The organism is Gluconobacter potus (assembly GCF_015244705.1).
Taxonomy (GTDB): Bacteria; Pseudomonadota; Alphaproteobacteria; order Acetobacterales; family Acetobacteraceae; genus Gluconobacter; species Gluconobacter potus.
On sequence record NZ_JABCQF010000005.1, the window covers coordinates 90,874 to 107,393 of the forward strand.

General features: G+C 62.1%; 11 protein-coding genes. 5 read left to right on the plus strand and 6 right to left on the minus strand.

Features of this window, described 5'->3' with window-relative positions; genetic code table 11:
* The first annotated feature begins 101 nt into the window (after window positions 1–101).
* The 4 genes from HKD31_RS09625 to HKD31_RS09640 all read left to right on the plus strand — a co-directional run bounded on the left by HKD31_RS09625 (window position 102) and on the right by HKD31_RS09640 (window position 6,398).
* Entirely contained in the window at window positions 102–608 is a 507-nt protein-coding gene (locus HKD31_RS09625) for a DUF892 family protein (protein WP_194264881.1), read from the plus strand.
* Between the two features lie 50 nt (window positions 609–658).
* Entirely contained in the window at window positions 659–1,897 is a 1,239-nt protein-coding gene (locus HKD31_RS09630) for a metallophosphoesterase family protein (RefSeq protein ID WP_194264882.1), read from the plus strand.
* Complete coding sequence (locus tag HKD31_RS09635) at window positions 1,897–5,307, plus strand: ATP-binding protein (protein WP_194264883.1); 3,411 nt, start codon at window positions 1,897–1,899, stop codon at window positions 5,305–5,307. Before HKD31_RS09630 ends, HKD31_RS09635 begins: the two co-directional genes overlap by 1 nt.
* 212 nt (window positions 5,308–5,519) lie before the next feature.
* Entirely contained in the window at window positions 5,520–6,398 is an 879-nt protein-coding gene (locus HKD31_RS09640; RefSeq protein WP_194264884.1) for a helix-turn-helix domain-containing protein, read from the plus strand.
* Here HKD31_RS09640 and rfaE1 read toward each other — a convergent pair whose 3' ends face one another.
* The 5 genes from rfaE1 to flgE form a co-directional block, all read right to left on the minus strand.
* On the minus strand, window positions 6,399–7,838 hold the full coding sequence (gene rfaE1 / locus HKD31_RS09645; RefSeq protein ID WP_194264885.1) for a D-glycero-beta-D-manno-heptose-7-phosphate kinase: 1,440 nt from the start codon (window positions 7,836–7,838) through the stop codon (window positions 6,399–6,401). It lies immediately after the preceding gene.
* 131 nt (window positions 7,839–7,969) lie between these two features.
* Window positions 7,970–9,841 (minus strand): molecular chaperone HtpG, encoded by a 1,872-nt coding sequence (htpG, locus tag HKD31_RS09650; protein ID WP_194264886.1) that lies wholly within the window; start codon window positions 9,839–9,841, stop codon window positions 7,970–7,972.
* A gap of 66 nt (window positions 9,842–9,907) precedes the next feature.
* A complete protein-coding gene (locus HKD31_RS09655; RefSeq protein ID WP_194264887.1) occupies window positions 9,908–10,969 on the minus strand; it encodes a flagellin in 1,062 nt (353 codons plus the stop codon).
* Between the two features lie 2 nt (window positions 10,970–10,971).
* A complete protein-coding gene (gene flgK, locus HKD31_RS09660) occupies window positions 10,972–12,501 on the minus strand; it encodes a flagellar hook-associated protein FlgK (protein ID WP_194264888.1) in 1,530 nt (509 codons plus the stop codon).
* Between the two features lie 25 nt (window positions 12,502–12,526).
* On the minus strand, window positions 12,527–13,834 hold the full coding sequence (gene flgE, locus HKD31_RS09665; protein WP_228120477.1) for a flagellar hook protein FlgE: 1,308 nt from the start codon (window positions 13,832–13,834) through the stop codon (window positions 12,527–12,529).
* Between the two features lie 169 nt (window positions 13,835–14,003).
* Between flgE and HKD31_RS09670 the strand changes: the two genes are divergently transcribed.
* The gene (locus HKD31_RS09670) at window positions 14,004–15,389 is read left to right on the plus strand and encodes an MATE family efflux transporter (protein ID WP_228120454.1); all 1,386 of its coding nucleotides are present in this window, start codon (window positions 14,004–14,006) and stop codon (window positions 15,387–15,389) included.
* A 74-nt stretch (window positions 15,390–15,463) separates the two neighbouring features.
* Here the strand turns inward: HKD31_RS09670 and HKD31_RS09675 are convergent, their stop codons facing one another.
* Window positions 15,464–16,429, minus strand: a complete 966-nt coding sequence (locus tag HKD31_RS09675) for a DMT family transporter (protein ID WP_228120456.1) — start codon at window positions 16,427–16,429, stop codon at window positions 15,464–15,466.
* Window positions 16,430–16,520: the final 91 nt, after the last annotated feature.

Genomic DNA, 16,520 nt, shown 5'->3' on the forward strand with positions numbered 1-16,520 from the left:
GTTTTTCATGACCGGAAGGGTTCCGCGCGGGCCGCTCTGCGCTCTTGCACTCCATTCGGCAATATGGCCATTTAAGACCGCACCAAAGACGAAAAGGATCCATGGTGGGCAGAACGAAAACGACGGACAGGTCAGCTCTGGACATCTATCTGGGCGCCCTGCGGGATCACCTGTCCATTGAATCCAAGGCGATCGAGACCGCGCTTTCGGAGCTTCCCGTGTGTGAGCAGTATCCGGGGCTGTGCAGCCGGATGGAGCAGGATCTGGCGATGGGCAGGAGCCATGCGCGTGAGATCACGATCCTTCTGTCCCGGCACGGGCACCCTGCCCCGGTTCCTCATGAGACCGTCTCGTCCATTCTCAGCACCGTTTCGGGGCTGCTGCATGGGGGCGAGGAGCATGACGTTCTGAAGAACGTGCTGGCGGCGAGCGGGTATCGCGCGCATCAGATCGCGTCGCTTCAGGTTCTGGTCGTGCTGGCGCGGCAGCTTGGCTTTGCGCAGGATGCGGCTGCGCTGGAATGTCTGAAGGAAGAAGAAGCAGCATCGGCCGATGCGCTTGAAGGACTGATGCCGGAAATCGTGGCACAGTATCTGGCGGCGGTCTGAGGCGACTTAACCCGGCTTGCAAGACATCCGCGAGAGCGTAAACTTCCGGCATGTCCTCATTCCGCTTCCTTCATGCTGCTGACATTCATCTCGACAGCCCCCTGAGGGGGCTGAGCCGTTACGAGGGGCTTCCCGAAGCGGAAATCCGCGGCTCCACGCGGCGTGCGCTGGACCGGCTTGTCGAGACGGCACTGACGGAAAAGGTTGATTTCGTCGTGCTGGCCGGGGATCTGTATGACGGGTCCTGGCAGGATGTGGGAACCGGGCTTTACATGGTCCGGGCGCTGAGCCGGCTGGTTCAGGCGGGCATCAGGGTCGTGACGCTTTCGGGCAATCATGATGCCCAGTCGGTCATTGCGCGCGAACTGCCGCTGCCGGATGGGATCGACCATTTCTCCTATGATGCGCCCCAGACGCTGCACTGGCCCGAACTGGGCGTGGCGCTGCATGGGCAGAGTTTCCGGGACCGGCATGGCACGCAGGACATGACGCGATCCTATCCCGCGCCGGTGGCGGGGTGTTTCAATATCGGGGTGCTGCATACGTCGCTCTCGGGATATGGGGAGCACGAGACCTATGCGCCCTGCTCCGTCGAGACGCTCTCGGCCAAGGGGTATGATTACTGGGCGCTGGGCCATGTCCATGCGCGCGAAATTGTCTGCGAGCATCCGTGGATCGTATTTCCGGGCGTGCTTCAGGGACGTCATGCGCGGGAGACCGGGGCGTGTGGCTGCGAGTTGGTTACTGTTGAAGACGGGATCGTCTGGTCTGTTGAATTCGTGGAATGTGATGTCGTGCGCTGGTGCCGGCTGGAGCTGGATGTCAGCGAGATGCAGACCATGGATGCGGTTCTGGGCGCGGCGCGTCAGGCGATGGAAAACGCGCTCTCCGATGCCGGTGGCCGGACGGTCATTGCGCGGATTGTGCTGACGGGGCGGAGCGTCCTGCATGACCGGCTGTGTGCGTCGCAGGCGTGGAAAGAGGATCTGCGGGGCATTGCGGTGTCGATGGCGCAGGGGACGGCCCAGATAGCGCTGGAGAAAATCCGCAACGAGACCTCCGCGCCCGTGCATCGGGCGGGAGTGGCGGAGACGCGGGAGCTTGATCTGGCGCTTGAGGGGCTGATGCAGGACGACGAGTTTCTGGCGTCCCTGCCCGAGGCGTTTGAAGGTTTTTTCTCTGCCCTGCCCTCCTGCGTCGAGCGGGACAGTCTGATGCCGGACGGACAGTTTCCGCTGGAACAGGCCCGGGCGGCCTTGCGGGCGCGGCTGGTGGGGGAGACGGAATAATGCGCTTCGAACGTCTCGATCTTCTGCGCTATGGCGGCTTTCAGGATGCCACGCTGAGCTTTCCGAAGGGGAAGCGGGACCTGCATGTCATTTACGGGCCGAACGAGGCTGGAAAATCGACGACGCTCTGTGCGATCCGGGATTTCCTGTTCGGGTTTCCGCATCATATTGCCGGGGACTGGATGACGGCCGCGCCGCTGCTGCGGGTCGGGGCGTGTCTGGAGCAGGACGGGACAGTTTTTGAGGGTGTGCGGCGTCGAGGGCGAAACCAGACGCTTTATGCGGCGGATGACAAAACCGCTCTGGATGATCTGCCGCTGCGGACCTGGCTGGGCGGACTGGATGCGAAAGGATTTGAGGCGGCCTGGGCGCTGGATCATGCGCGTTTGCGGGATGGCGGCGAGGAAATGCGTCGGCTGAAGGACGATGCGGGGCTTCAGATCCTGGCGGCGGGTCTGGGTCTTGAGGGTGTCGGGAAGCTGGCTGCGACGCTTCAGGACGATGTTAATTCGGAATGGAAATCCGGACGCGCGCGCTCGGCCCTGCAGCAGGCGAAGCTGAAGCTGAAGGAGTTGCAGCAGACGCTGCGTCAGGACACGACGACGGCGCGGCAGCTTTCCACGGCGAACCGGGCGCTGTCTGTTTCTGAGTCGGAACGGTTGGCTTGTGAGAAGGAAGCGCAGGCTCTTGGCGTGCGTCGCAGGACCAACTCACGCCTGAGAATGACATCCGTTCCGATTCAGAAACTGATGGAGACGGAAGTGGAGGTCGCCGCATTTCCGCACTGGGATCTGACGGTTCAGGACTGCGCACGGATTGAAAAAATCCTGGAAAACCTGCACCGGGAAGAAGAGGCGCTTTCGGCTGCGCGCCAGAAACTTGAGGCGGTGTCCGGGCAGCTCCGGGACTGTGGCGAGCCGCATCCCGTTCTGGCGGAACAGGATGCCATCCGGGCACTTCTGGGCCGGGGTGTTCTGGTTGAGCGTCTTGAGGCAGCGGCGGGGGACCGTCAGGCTCGGCTGACGCGGGACGGGATCTGGCTTGAGCAGTTCTGGGCGCGGCATGGCTGTGAGCCGGACGTGCTGCCAGACCTGGCGGAACTGGATGATCTGGACCGGCGGCTTCAGGAACGCGCGCTGCTGCACACGCAGGAGCAGGATCTGCGGGACAGGCTCCGGGAGACGGAGCAGGCGCTGAATGCACTTCACCCGCAATCCGTTTCGGATACGGATGGAAATGGAAACGGGGAGCGTCTGCGTCTGTTCCGGCTGGAACTGGATGAGGCGCGGAGCCTTGGTCCGCTGGATGAGCGGATCGACAGCCTTTCGGAGGCGATTGCGCGGCAGGAAGACGTCACGGCTTCTGCTTATGGGGCGCTGTTGCCCTGGCGTGCGACAGGCGGAGACCGGAAAGCCGCGCTGACGGCGCTTGCGTTGCCGGACATGGCTGCGCTCGAAGAAGAAGCGCGGCTCCGGGCGGGGCTGGAAGAGCAGCGCCGGGTGGCGCGCGAGGACGAGCAGGCGGCGGAGACGGAACGCGCGCATCGGGAGCAGCAGCGTCGGCGGCTTGAGGAAGGCGGACAGGCCGTTTCACGCGAGCAGCTTTCCGCGGCGCGTCAGGAACGCGACCGGCTGTGGCAGGAAATGGAACGTCATTTCCAATCCGGGGCCTGTCCACCTCCGGCGATGCGGGAGGCCTTTGGCGTTCTGGTCCAGAATGCGGATGGTCTGGCGGATCGGCGTCATGACCATGCCGAGCAGTCGGCGCAGCTTGCGGCGCTGTCGCGTCAGGTTGAGGATCTGGCGCTGAAGGCGGGAGAGGCCCGGCGCAGGGCGGCGCATGCGGAAACGGAACTGGATCGGCGCGATGCCGCATGGGCGACGCTGCTGGAGACGTTGGGCGCGCCGGTCCTGCCTCCTGCCCCGCTTCAGGTCTGGATTACGCGCCGTCAGGCGGCGCTTGCGGCCGAAGAGCAGTTGCAGGGCACGCGGGCCCAGTTGCAGGCCGCGACGGAAACCCGGGCGGATATGCGGCGACGGTTGCAGGCTTTCGTGCCGGCATGCCCGTCCGACCGGCTGGCGGTTCAGATCCGGCAGGCGGCGTCGGTTCTGGAGCGCGACGAGGCCGTGGCAAGGCAGAATGAAGCCCGGAATGCAGATCAGCGCCGGTTGCAGGAGGCTGTGGCAAAAGGCAGGGCGACACTGGCCGGACTGGAGCGCAAACTGGCGCAGTGGGACGAAGACTGGGCGCTGGCCTGTCAGGCCTGTCATTATCCGGGGCGGCCGGACCGGGCGGATCTGCGGGATGTGCAGGATGCGCGCGTGATCCAGACGCGGATGGAAAGCGAGCAGAAGGAACAGGCCGCCGAGACGCGCGATATTGCGGCGTTCCGCACGGAACTGGGGACGTTCCTTCAGCGCCACGGGCAGGGATCGGCGGCCGAACTGGAGGCTTTCCTGACGCACGCGCTGGCCCACGAGCAGAAGCGGCAGAATGTGGTTCAGGCTCATGCGGCGCTTGAGGCTGAGATTGCACAGAAGGATCTGAAGATTGCATCGCTGGCGGCGGAGCTGGCGCCTGTGCAGTCAACGCTGGGTCTGGGGCCGGACGATGATCTGCGCCATGCGCTGTCGCGGGCATGCGAGCGGGCTGCATTGTGCGACAGGCGCGACGAGTTGCGCGATCAGATCCTTCAGGCCGGAAATGGCCGTCCGATCGACGTTCTTCTGGAAGAGGCCCGCGAGACGGATCCGGCGCAGCTTGAAGAGGAATTCGAGGCCATCGAGGCGGAAACGGTGGCGCTGAACGCCCGCAGGTCGGAAGTGGACGAGCGTCTGTTTACCGCGCGCAAGGTTCTGGACGACCTGGAAAATGCCCGGGGCGTTCATGAGACGGCGGAGGAAATCCAGGAAACGGAAGCGGATATCGCCGAGCGGGCCAGCCGCTATGTCTCGCTCAGGCTTCAGCAGTTGATGCTGTCGCGGCTGGTGGAGCAGGGGCGACAACAGGCTCACGGGCCACTGCTGTCCCGCGCCGGGGCGCTGTTTTCGCGGCTCACGCTTGGGCGTTACGTGGGGCTTGCGACGGAAGAGGATGGTTCGGACGGGCTGGTGCTGGCAGGGTGCCGGCCGGGGAACACGGCGCTTGTTCCGGTTCACGCCATGAGCGAGGGCACGCGCGACCAGCTTTATCTGGCGCTGCGTCTGGCGTCGGTCGAGCAGGCTCTGGAGCGCGGAATCCGTCTGCCTTTCCTTGCGGATGATCTGTTCGTGACGTTCGATGAAGAGCGCACGGAGGCGGGTCTGAAGATTCTGGCGGAGATTTCGGAAAAAACACAGGTTCTGTTTTTTACCCATCATGGGTATATCTTAAATCAATCGAAAGAAATTGGCTGTCTGACCGAACTATAATTCCGTTTCTAAAAAAATATTTACTTTATGACATTCCAATGCTTCCCAGTTTTGTGAATGACACCGAGTGACGAAATAGTATGAAATACAGTCTGGCTATTTTCCTTTGAGCTGATTTTCCATATAGCCATCCTGACATGGGTGTTTTGACTGGTTTTACTATTAAAAATGGTGTTTAACGGCATTCCCACTTTCCTTCACGGAGCACAGTCGTGACTGAAAGCCCCCGTGGTAGCCTGAATGCACAGCGCATCATCCCACTCGCGACCCTTGCGGCGCCGCCCCGTGGAATGGACCCGATCGTCGTTCGTCTCAGCACGGCCCTGTCAACGGCTATTGCGGAAATTCTGAAGCAGGAGCGGGCGGTTCTGGTGCTGTCACGGCAGTCCACGGGCAGGCTTTACCTGGATCAGCACCAGTTCTCGACTCTGACCACACCGCCACCTGTTGAGCCCACGGCGGATGTCTTTCTGCTGAGTGTCACGCGCAGCGCGCTGTTGCGGTATCTTCCGATGCTCGCGGGGCTGCCACCCCTGTCTTTCAACATGGAGAAGGGGCCGGGGGCATTCCTGCTGTCCGCGGGGTCCATGCTTGAAGCCGGGGTGCTAGAAGGCACGATTCCGCAGACACGCCAGCGCCTCATGCAGCATGTCACGGATCTGCTGATCACGACGATCCTGGACTGTCTGGAACTGGAAGTCAGTGTGGCGGGGCGGCGGCGGCATCGACAGAAGCATATCCGCCACTATATCGAGACACGCCTGCACGAGCATGATCTGACGCCGCAGAGCATTGCGGAAGCATCGGGGATTTCGACCCGGGCGCTCTATCAGCTTTTCGATGGCGAGGAGGGAGCGGTCGCGGGGTGGATCCTCAACCGGCGGCTGGAGAGGATCCATGCGGATCTGACGAACCCGACGCATGATGCGCTGCCGATCGCGCAGATTGCGCTGAACCATGGGTTTCGCAATGCCGCGCATTTCTCCCGGCGTTTCCGGCAGAAATTCGGGGCGTCCCCGCGGGAAATCCGACAGCGTTCCGCCTTGCGGCTGGGGCGGCTGGAACAGACGGGATCGTCAGGACGGGGCTAATCAGGACGTGGCTGACTGCATGCCCCGGACGAGGCGGGTGGTGGACTGGCCTTCGACAAGGTCCACCAGCACGACCTTGCCGCCATAACTCTTGACCACATCGGCACCGACCACCTGGTCTTCGGTGTAGTCCGCGCCCTTGACGAGAATATCCGGCTTCAGGGTGCGGATGACCTCCAGAGGGGTGTCTTCGTCGAACAGCACCACGAGATCGACCGAACGCAGGGCGCCGATGACCCGGGCGCGGGCCTCTTCCTTCTGGACCGGGCGGGTCGGGCCCTTCAGCCGGCTGACGGAGCGGTCCGTGTTGAGGGCCACAACCAGCCGGTCTCCTTCACGGGCCGCCGCCTGAAGCAGGCTGACATGGCCGGGATGGACCAGGTCAAAGCACCCGTTGGTGAACACAACCTTCGCGCCGTGCCGGTGCCAGCTTTCCACGATGCGGGCCGCCTGTTCGACCGGCACGAGGGCGCCTGTTTCGGGCATTTCCTGCAGCAGTTCGCGGGAGAGTTCCTCGCGCGAGACCGTGGCGGTTCCGAACTTGCTGACGGACAAGGCCGCCGCAGCGGTTGCGATGACGACGGCTGTTTCCAGCGTCTGCCCGGCGGAAAGCACGGCGGCGACCGTGGCGACGACCGTGTCTCCGGCGCCCGAGACGTCAAAGACTTCGGATTTGCGGCTGGCAACATGCAGCGGTTTGGCGTCACGCTGCCAGAGCGTCATGCCGTCTTCCGATCGCGTAACGAGGACGTTGCCGCCGAACTGGCCGGACAGGGTTTCCGCGACTTTCAGGACCTCGCCATCCGTGCGCGCCGGCAGGCCGCTGGCCTGTTGCGCCTCGATGCGGTTGGGTGTGACGAGCGTGGCGCCGGCATAGGCTTCGAATGTGTGGCGCTTGGGGTCGACGATGACAGGGATGCCCTTTTCGCGGCCGGCGGCGATGATGGCGTGCAGGACCTCATCCGTCAGGACACCCTTGGCGTAATCCGAGCAGACGAGGACGTCCGAGACAGCGATCGCACGACAGGCTTCTTCCACAAGGCGCTGCTGGAGTGTTTCGGAAAGGGGGGTGAGCTTTTCGACGTCGATGCGCACGATCTGCTGGCGGCCACTGACGACGCGGGTCTTGGTGATGGTGGTCCAGTCGGGGGACGAGACGATGCCGTCCGTCTCGATGGTGGGCCAGAGTTTCAAGGTTTCCTTCAGGCGCGCGGCCGAATCATCCTCGCCCACAAGACCGACAAGATGAACCTGGGCGCCCAGGGCAGCGGCGTTGACCGCCACATTGGCCGCACCGCCCGGCACACAGCGCAGACCGTCATGCAGGACGACGGGAACGGGGGCTTCAGGGGAAATCCGGCTGACGCCGCCCGAAATATACTGATCCAGCAGCAGGTCGCCGATGACCGTAATGCGGCCAAAGCGGAAATCGTCGATCACAGGCCTGCTACTCCCTCAGTCATGTCTGGCGTTCCATATCTCACAGGAGCGCATGAAAAAGAAAAGGCGAGGGATGACTCCCTCGCCTTTTGCGAACCGGACCGGAGACATGGATTGCTCCGGGTCTTTGCTCACTCTGCGGCAGGACCGGCCAGCAGCGTGGCAAGCGAGCGGCCGAAACCGGTCGGGTCGGGCAGGGGTTCGCCTTCCTGCACGCGGGCCAGATCCAGCAGGACGGTCGCATAGTCCTTGACGCTCTCACCCTTTGCGACGCGCTCGGCCAGGGCCTTGATGAGCGGATGCTTCGGGTTAATCTCAAGGATCGGCGGCATGGCGGGCATGGCCTGACCGGAGCGGCGCATCAGGCGCTGCATCGTCAGGTCCGGGCCGCCATCGGAGGTGATGACGACGGCGCTGCCTGTCAGGCGCACGGTGCTGCGGACGTCCTTGACCTGTTCGCCCAAGGCGTCCTTGAGGGCCGGGACCAGCTTTTCAACGTCTGCGGCTTCGGTCGTGTCTGCTTCCACAGACTCGAACTTCTCCAGATCGCCATGGGAGTGGGTGACGGAGCGAAGGGGCTTTTCCTGATAGGAAGACAGACGCTCCGGCCAGAAACCGTCCACCGGATCGGAGAGCAGCAGGACTTCGAGGCCGCGGGCGCGGAAGCCTTCAAGCTGGGCGGAAGACTTCAGAGCGTCGAGGTTATCGCCGGTCAGGTAATAGATAGCGTCCTGACCATCCTTCATGCGGGAGATGTAATCGTCCAGCGTGATCAGGTCGTCACTGTAGGTGGAGTGGAAGCGGGCGAAACCGGCGATTTCCGTGCGGTGTTCGGCATCTTCCCACAGGCCTTCCTTGATGACGGCGCCGAAGTTTTCCCAGAACGTGTTGAAACCGCTATCGGCTTCTTTCGCGCGCTTGGTGATCTCGGTCAGGACGCGTTTGGTCACAGCCTTGCGGATGCGAGCCAGGACCGGGGTGGACTGAAGCATTTCACGCGAGACGTTGAGCGGAAGGTCTTCAGTATCGACCACGCCCTGCACGAAGCGCATCCAGTTCGGGACCAGTTCGGCTTCGTCAGTGATGAACATCCGGCGGACATGCAGATGGATCCGGCTTTCGCGGGACTGCTCCATGAAGTCGAACGGACGGGCGCTGGGCAGGAAGAGCAGGGCCGTGAATTCGGTCACACCTTCCGCGCGCCAGTGCAGCGTTGCGTAAGGCTCATCGAAAGCATGGGAGATGTGCCGGTAGAACTCGGCATACTGTTCCGGCGTAATCTCGGATTTCGGCTTGCTCCACAGGGCCGTGCCTTCATTGGCGGCCTGGTCTTCGGTGGTGCCGTCTTCCTTGGTTTCACGCAGGGTGATGGGCCAGGAGATGTGGTCTGCCCATTTGCGGATGATCGAGCGCAGACGCCAGCTGTCGAGGAACTCGTCCGCATCGTCCTTCATGTGCAGGACGATGTCGGTGCCCGGCGTGGAGCGGAATGCGGGGGTGAGCGTGAAGGCGCCCTTGCCATCGGATGACCAGGTCCAGGCTTCATCGGACCCGGCTTTGCGGGACGTGACGTCCACACGGTCGGCTACCATGAAGGCTGCGTAGAAGCCGACGCCGAACTGGCCGATCAGGCTGGGACGGTCTTCCGGCTTGGCGGCATTCAGCTTCTCTCCGAAGGCGCGTGTTCCGGAGCGGGCAATCGTGCCGAGATTCTGGGACAGTTCGTCATGGGTCATGCCCACGCCGTCATCGGAAATGGTCAGCTCTTTCTGGGCCTTGTCCGGATTGATGCGGATGGACGCATTTTCCGGGAGCGCCAGGGCGCTGTCTGTCAGGGCTTCGAAACGGCGCTTGTCGGTGGCGTCAGCCGCGTTGGCGACGAGTTCACGCAGAAAGATTTCGCGGTCAGAATAGAGGGCGTGGACCACCAGATCCAGCAGACGGCCGACTTCGGCACTGAATTCGTGCTTTTCGGCTGCTTTCTGGGTGTTCGTTTCACTCATTTCATCAGTCTCCGTACAGGAAAGTGACTTCGATATGCGGTGTCACAAACGGATTTTCAACCGGGATCAGAGGTAAGATGCGAGCGTCATGCCCTTCATGTCGGCGATGAGGGAATAGGACGCCTGAAGCTGGTTGTTGGTGTCCGTCACCTGCGTGGAAACCTGCGCCAGATCGGCATCCTTGACCTGCCCGAGCTGGGTGGTCAGGGCGGAAGACATCTGGCTCAGCATGGAGGCCTGTGTTGTCAGGCTGTTCTGCTGGACGCCGAGAATGCCGCTCATGTCTCCCAGGCCGCTCGTTACGGTTTCCATGGAGCTCTGGAGACCTGAAATCAGGCTGGAATAGTCACTTGCACTGGTGGAAGACGAGCCGAGGGAGGCGACCACCATGAGGTTGCGCATCAGGTCGCGAATGGGCGACGTGGTGGAGGTCGAGGTTGCGCTCTGGGTGGCGACCATGCCCACGGAGACCGTTTCGGACTGACCGACGACGACCTGCATTTTCTGCTGGTAGGCCTGATCGGGGGACGTGGACACCGCTGCGGAGAAGGGCTGCCCGGCGGCGGTATTGCTGGCCAGATCCTCGGTCGTGCTGAGCACGTCGTCCGCACTGGTGGAGCCAAGTTGGCTGACGGCCTGTTCGATCTGGGTGGCGAGATCCGATGTGCCCAGATCGGTGCTTACGGGGGCGGTCGTGTTCTGCTGCCCGGCGAAGACATAGCTGTCGCCCTGTTTCGTATTCAGCAGGTTGCCGAGCGATGTCAGGGCCGACTGGGCGGCGGTGGCGGCCGTCGTGACGGTTGAATAGGTCAGCGTGCTGCCGAGCGTGGACAGCGAACTCGTCAGATCGCTGGCAATGGTGGAAATCTGCGACAGAGCTGTCTGGGTCGTGGTCAGGGTGTTCTGGGCGTTCGTGACGTTGCTCGTCCAGGCGGATACCTGCGTGATGGCCGGCTGAAGGGCGAGGGCCTGAGTTCGGGATGCGCCGAGACCGGCATAGCTGCTGGAGAGAACGCCGGTCGAGGCTTCGAGCTGGAGCGAACTCTGGCTTTGCGAAAGGTTCTGGACACCCAGAAGAAGCTGGCTGGAGATTCCTCCGAAGCCGAAACTGGAGATGGTTCCGGTCATGATCAGGTTCCGATTGCGCTCAGCAGGGCGCTGAACATTGTCTGGACGGTTGATACGACTTTGGCATTGGCCGCATAGGCGTTCTGCAGGGTGACGATATTGGCCATTTCCGTGTCCACGGAGACCGTGGATGTTCCGGAAAGGTTGGACGTCAGGCTGGTCTGTGTTGTCTGGGAGAGGGCGAGGCCGCTGCTGGCATCGCTGGCGGTGGCGGCCTGTTTTGCCGTGAGAGATATCGCAAGGGAGATGATCCCCTGATTTCCCGTATAGCCCGTGGACAGGTTTCCGGTCAGTCCGAGGTTCGTACTCGGCGCTGCCGTCTGGGCGGTGCCGGAGGAATCGGATGTGGTTCCGAAACCGTAGCTCAGGACATTCTGGATGGTCTGCGTGCCGGATGTGCTGCTGTCGAGCAACTGGGACGGATCATCGGAATAGGCGCTGGAGACGGTCATTTCCTGCGAGAAGCCGACGCTTCCGGTCGGCGTGAGGTCCGTCTGCGATGTGCCCGGAACGTCGCCATCTGCGCCGGATGTGAAAAGAGGCATGCCCTGATCGCTCAGACGGGTGGCGACGGTCGAGGACAGTGAATCCAGCTGGGCCTGCATGGTAGGAAGGGTCGTGTCTCGCAGAGTGATGTTTGCGCCCAGCGTTCCACCCGTCAGATCCGTGGTGACGTCGCGACCGTTCAGAGTGATGGCGGGAATACTGTTGCTGGAAGACGTGCCGGGATAGGTTGTGCTGACCGAAATCTGGGCCTCTGACGTGCTGAGAGGCCAGGTGGAGGATACGGTTGCGCCCTGGGTACTGCTGGTGTCGCGCGTCGGCAGCGTCACGCCATCCGCCGTGGAAATGGTCATGTCGCCATTTGCGGATTCGGACCAGGAGACGGAAAGTTCCGAAGAAAGGGACGACAGGGCCGTGTAACGCTGGTTTTCCAGCGCGGCCGTATCCTGACCGGTGCTTTTGAGATTCATGATCTTGGTGGACAGGGCGCCGATCGTGGTGAGATCTGTGTTGATGTCCGAAACCGAGGACACGACAGTATCCTGAGCCGTCTGGCGCTGGGTCTGATAGGCTGAGGCCAGGGTGTTGACGGACTGCGCGAAGGTGGAGGCGGCGGACACGACAGTGCTTTGGGCGGTAGCACTGTCCGGAGTGGAGGTCAGGGACGTCAGGGCGGACTGAAGATTGCCCAATTCGTCAGACAGCGTTCCACTACTGCCGGATGTCGCGCTGGTAGAGCCCTGAAGTGCCGTGATGTTGGCCAGGGAATTGCTCGTGGCCGTATAGGCTGCGACATCCGCGTTCTGGGCATAAAGTGCCTTCTGGACCTGCTCGTTCGTGGCCAGCGTCGTGGCAACGGTGCGGACACCGCTACCCGTATTGCCAGCCACGAGGGACTGAACGTTGGCGTTTTCCTTGATATAACCGCTTGTTCCCGCATTGGAGACGTTGTTGGACGCAACGGCCATGGCATTCTGAACGACGTTCAGGCCGGACGTTGCAATCGAGAGTGCGCTGTTCAGTCCCATGAGGCAGGTATCCCTTCAGTCCCGCTTACTGGATCATCGCCAAGGTTGTCTGAAGAAGCTGGTCGGCCGTGGAGACGACCTTGGTGTTCGCGCCATAAGCCTGCTGCGCCACGATCAGCTTGCTGAGGTCCCCAGTCAGATCGGAGGTGGATTCCTCGATGGAGCCCGTGGTGAGGGTGCCCGCGCCATTGGTGTTGACGGTGTTGATTTGCGGGCTACCGGACTGTGACGTGGCAGTATAGGCCTGCCCGTCCTGTGCAGCCAGGCCATTCGGATCAGCAAAGGTCGTCAGCGGGATCTTGGCGACCAGCTGGGAATATCCGTTGTCGAAAGTGGCCATGACCGAACCATCGGATTCCATGGAAATGCCTGAGAAGGTCCCGCTGGTGACGCTGTCAGACGTCATGGTGGCGCCCGTCGGGGTAGAACCGTCCGTGGCGATGCTGATGCCGCTCGTGCTGCCGACTGTTCCCAGGCTCACGGTCATGTCCTGAGGCGAACCGTCATATTCGAAGGTGGCTGCGGAGCCGGAGGCCTGACTCTGTCCATTGACTGACGAAATGGCGCCCGTCGAGGAATCAAAGGTTACAGTTGCGCTGTTGGTCGGATCACTGGTGTTGCTGACAGTCCAGGTCGTGGCATCGACCTGGTTCCAGGTGAGGCTGACGGTCTGGGCCTTGCCGGAACTGTCATAGGCCGTGGCCGTGGTGGTGCTGGTTCCACCCGTGGAGGTGGCACTGCTGCCGATCTGCCCCGTGACGGTCAGCTTCGTGCTTTCGGTTGGCTGGAACGCGATCGTGGAAGGAACCTGAATGGGAGCGAGAGACGTGCTCAGGGCCCCGGTCGAGGAATTGACGTTGTATCCTTCGAGGTAATAGCCGGACGTGTTGACCAGATAGCCATTCTTGTCCTGCGAAAAGTCACCATTTCGCGTGTAATACTGCTGCGATCCGAGAACAGGGGAGCTGTCGTTGCTCTGGCCCGTCGCCTGCACGACGTTGAAAAAGCCATTACCTGAAATGGCCAGCGCCGTCGTGTTGGTGGAAGTCGTCACCATGCCCTGCGTATCGGTATGCTGCTGGGTGGTGGCTTCCACGCTGTCGCTCAGGGCCGAACCATCAGTGGCAAGATCGTTGTTGGTGACGTAGTCCTCGAAGCTGGTCGTTGTCGCCTTGTAACCGGTGGTCTGGCTGTTGGCGATATTGTTGGACAGGTCGGTGAAGGCGTGGGACTGGGCGTTCAGACCGCTGACGGCGGTATAAACCGCGTTGATGATCGAGGACATGGCATACTCCCGGACATGGAACAGGCTGCGGGTCGTATGCCCGAGCATCACGGCCAAGGATTCCACGACGGATATTAAGGAAGTCCTTACAAGCCCGAAAAGGACGGATTCGCCGTTGCAGGCGCTGGATTCGCGGGCCGTAACGATAGAGCATGGGGGCGAAAAAACGCCGGTGGCCTCTGGTTCTCCGGTTCCGGACGGGGCATGATGGGTGGGCATGCCCCAGCCAGACGACGACCCGAAAAAGCCCAGTATTCCTGACGATTCTCCGGTCAGACCCGCCAGATTCGTTCATGGCAGCATCATGCGTCATGTCGTGACCATGGCCGGGACGGGAGCCATCGGGCTGATGGCGGTCTTTGCCGTCGATCTGCTCAATTACGGCTATATTTCCCATCTGCATGACAAGACGCTGACGGCGGCGATCGCGTTTGCGACGGCGGTCAGCTATGTGCAGGTGTCGGTTTCCATTGGCATGACGATCGGGCTCGGGGCCTGCACGGGACGTCTGATCGGGGCGCGGCAGCATGCCGAAGCACGGCGGATGGCCTCGGCATTTCTGGTGGTCATGGTGGCGATTACCGCGGTGTTGGGGCTGCTGACAGCAACGTTCGCGATGCCTCTGCTCGGGTTGCTCGGCGCGCATGGCGAGGCGCAGCAGCATGCGGCGACGTTCCTGCATATCGTCTCGCCGGCGTTGCCGCTGGTCTGTATGGGGATGGCGCTGTCATCGCTACTGCGGGCGGTCGGGGATGCCAAGCGCTCGATGCGGGTGACGCTGACCGGTGCCGTCGTTTCAGCCTGTCTGGATCCGGTCATGATTTTCGGGCTGCATCTGGGGCTTGAGGGCGCGGCCATCAGCACGGTTCTGGCGCGGCTGGCCATTACGGCGAGCGGATTTCTGAATCTTCGCGGTCACGCCATGCTGGAATGGCCGGAACGGTCGGCGTTCGGGCCATCCACACGATTGATTGGCGGGATTGCAGTGCCGGCGATTGCGACCAATCTGGCGACGCCGACGGGGGCACTGTTCGTGACGCATGCTATGGCGCGGTTCGGGCTCAATGCCGTGTCCGGGCAGGCGACGATTGACCGGATCGTGCCGGTGGCGTTTTCGCTGGTGTTCGCGCTGACGGGATCAGTGGGACCGATCATGGCGCAGAACCTCGGCGCGCGGCAGATCCATCGCGTGCAGGAGGCGCTGCTGGCGGCACTCAAGCTGACGGCGCTGTGTGTGGGCGTGACCTGGCTGATCCTGGCGGCGACGCACAGTTACATCATCCAGCTTTTCGAGCTTCAGGGTGTGGGCGTGGACATCGTGCGGCTGTTCTGCTGCTGGCTGGTGCTGAGCTACATGTTCGTCGGACTGCTGTTCGTGGCCAATACGGCGTTCAACAATCTGGGGCACCCGTTCTATTCCACGGGCTTTAACTGGGGCCGGGCGACGCTGGGGACCATTCCGTTCGTGTGGTTTGGGTCGGCTTACGGGCCGGTCGGAATTCTGGTCGGGCAGTCGCTGGGCGTGGTGCTGTTTGGCAGTCTGGCGGTGGTGACGGCGTTCCGGGTGATCCGGAAGCTGGAGCCGGGGATTATGCAACCGTAAGCGGGGCGTCGGGGTTGCCGCTGCGTCTTTGAGACCAGTGTTCTGGCCCGGATCCGCAGCGACGGGACCTGCCTTTATTGTGCGGAGAGAGGCGTTTTCTTTGCGGCTTTGTGGTTGCCCTTGGCGATTTTGCGCGCCTTGAGACGTTCGAGACGCTCTTTCATTGCCATTTTCTCGTAGCGGATGCGCTGACGGATCCAGTTCAGCATGCCTGATGCTGTCAGGACCGCGATGCCGACAAAGGTCCAGCCGTCGAGCGGCTGTTTGAAGAGGAAATAGCTCAGCGCAACGCCCCAGGCCATCTGGCTGTATTGCGGCAGGGCGACGCGGTTGGCCGGGGCCCTGGCGGTGGCGAGCATCATGCAGAGCTGTCCGAGCGCGGCCAGGAAGCCGTATCCGAACAGGTAGAACCAGATCTTTGTGCTGGATGGCCATGTGGCGTGGGCGATCATCAGAAGGCCGTTTCCAACCAGGGCGCCCATCAGGCTCGATCCGAAAAGCGACAGCCGGACGGTTTCTTTGCTGGCGATGCGGTAGGCGATCACGCTGCCCGCATTGGCGCAGGCTGCCATGAGGGCGCACAGATGGCCCAGATTAAGAGGGCGCACACCGGGGCGCAGGACGATCAGGACGCCCGCAAAACCCAGGGCGACGGCGAGCCAGGCCCAGAATGTCACTTTCTCCTTGAGCAGCACGACGGACAGGATCGTGACAAACAACGGCATCAGGAAGATGATCGACAACGCCTCGGGCATCGAGAGCAGCATGAATGCTTTGACGCTGGCAGCCGTGGCCACGAAGACGCAGACGGCCCGCAGGAGCCACATGCCACGAAGCTTCGGACGCACGATGTCGAGATAGGATTCAGTCGGTTTGCGAATGAAGGGAAGGATGAGAAACCCGAACACCCCGCCAAAAAACGCAACCTCGAAGGGGTCGAGACTCCCGTCCAGCAGTTTGGAAAAGGCATCGCTGATGGCGAACGCGGAGTATGCTCCGAAGGCCAGGGCCATTCCGGAGAAGAGGGTTTTGGTGTCCATGAGACTCTGGGATTCTGAAGGATAAAAGAGAAAGCGTGCAGTCCTGAGACAGGGCACCAGTAATTGCGGTGAGGCTTCTTAGAAGAAGTAT

Bases quoted from the DNA above. Each gene is read 5' to 3' on its own strand.
- HKD31_RS09625 (WP_194264881.1), top strand. From the start codon at position 102: ATGGTGGGCAGAACGAAAACGACGGACAGGTCAGCTCTGGACATCTAT.
- HKD31_RS09630 (WP_194264882.1), top strand. From the start codon at position 659: ATGTCCTCATTCCGCTTCCTTCATGCTGCTGACATTCATCTCGACAGC.
- HKD31_RS09635 (WP_194264883.1), top strand. From the start codon at position 1,897: ATGCGCTTCGAACGTCTCGATCTTCTGCGCTATGGCGGCTTTCAGGAT.
- htpG (WP_194264886.1), bottom strand. From the start codon at position 9,841: ATGAGTGAAACGAACACCCAGAAAGCAGCCGAAAAGCACGAATTCAGT.
- HKD31_RS09655 (WP_194264887.1), bottom strand. From the start codon at position 10,969: ATGACCGGAACCATCTCCAGTTTCGGCTTCGGAGGAATCTCCAGCCAG.
- flgK (WP_194264888.1), bottom strand. From the start codon at position 12,501: ATGGGACTGAACAGCGCACTCTCGATTGCAACGTCCGGCCTGAACGTC.
- flgE (WP_228120477.1), bottom strand. From the start codon at position 13,834: ATGCTCGGGCATACGACCCGCAGCCTGTTCCATGTCCGGGAGTATGCC.
- HKD31_RS09670 (WP_228120454.1), top strand. From the start codon at position 14,004: ATGCCCCAGCCAGACGACGACCCGAAAAAGCCCAGTATTCCTGACGAT.
- HKD31_RS09675 (WP_228120456.1), bottom strand. From the start codon at position 16,429: ATGGACACCAAAACCCTCTTCTCCGGAATGGCCCTGGCCTTCGGAGCA.